This window comes from Paraburkholderia phymatum (assembly GCF_040965635.1).
GTDB lineage: Bacteria > Pseudomonadota > Gammaproteobacteria > Burkholderiales > Burkholderiaceae > Paraburkholderia > Paraburkholderia phymatum_B.
Window position 1 is genome coordinate 1 of the sequence record NZ_JBFRCH010000106.1, and the last position, 1,097, is coordinate 1,097.

The following is a 1,097-nucleotide window of genomic DNA, read 5'->3' on the forward strand; positions in this document are numbered from 1 at the left end:
CGGAGAGCGTCGCGCCGTCACAGCGGAAGAAATCAGCGCACGTAGATGGTCGGGCCGGGCGCGTTCGCGGGCAGGAACACTTCGGAGCGCGCGCCGTTGCGATCGATGATGATCGAGCGCGCGCGCACTTCGGCGAGCTTCGCGCCCTGCATGATCGCGCTGCCGAGCGAGACGGCATGCGGCGGCTCGCCGCCCGTGCTGACGATCGCGGCAGCGCCCTCGCCCAGTGCGAGGATGCCCGACAGGTGGATGTCCTGGTTCGCGGTGCGCGTGAGCTGGCCGCCGAACAGCGTCGCCGCCTGCTCCGTAGAAATGGGCGCGCGCACGGCGGCCGCGGGCACAGGCGGCGCATGCGACGTGAGCGTGACGATCCAGTAGGTGAGCGTCGCGCAGAACACCGCGAACAGTACGAGCGAAATAAGGCGGATCTGGAGTGCGTTCATGCGTGTCATTGTACGGACTCTGGTGAATTTTGCGGCGTGCCGAAAGCCTTCAGCAGCGCGACATTAAAATGACCGGCCGGACGTGCAAGGTACTGCATTTTCGATGGATCGCATGACAGGCATGACATCCGGTCGACCGATAATTTTTCCAATGAGGTAGCAAGCTATGCAAATGTGGACCAGTCGCCGCAACGAGATCGCGAACCAGCATGCGGGCCTGCGTGCGCGTCGTCAACGCGGGTTCACGCTGATCGAGATCATGGTCGTGATCGCGATCCTCGGCATTCTGGCCGCGCTGATCGTGCCGAAGATCATGAGCCGTCCCGACGAAGCGCGCCGCGTGGCCGCGAAGCAGGACATCGGCACCGTCATGCAGTCGCTCAAGCTCTATCGTCTCGACAACGGCCGCTATCCGACCCAGGAGCAGGGCCTGCGCGCGCTGATCGAAAAGCCGACCACGGACCCGATCCCGAACAACTGGAAGGAAGGCGGCTATCTCGAGCGTCTGCCGAACGATCCGTGGGGCAATACGTATCAGTACCTGAATCCGGGCGTGCACGGCGAGATCGACGTGTTCAGCTACGGCGCGGACGGCAAGCCGGGCGGCGAAGGCAACGATGCCGACGTCGGCTCGTGGCAGTAGGCGTCGTTTAA

Annotated in this window: 2 protein-coding genes; one reads left to right on the plus strand and one right to left on the minus strand. The window is 64.1% G+C overall.

The features are described from left to right. Positions 1–32: 32 nt before the first annotated feature. Positions 33–443, minus strand: a complete 411-nt coding sequence (locus tag AB4Y32_RS40365) for a type II secretion system protein N (protein WP_368726571.1) — start codon at positions 441–443, stop codon at positions 33–35. A gap of 166 nt (positions 444–609) precedes the next feature. On the opposite strand from AB4Y32_RS40365, the gene gspG reads away from it, so the two are divergent. After that, positions 610–1,086: a type II secretion system major pseudopilin GspG gene (gene gspG / locus AB4Y32_RS40370; RefSeq protein WP_368726572.1), complete on the plus strand. Its 477-nt coding sequence runs from the start codon at positions 610–612 to the stop codon at positions 1,084–1,086. Positions 1,087–1,097 lie beyond the last annotated feature (11 nt).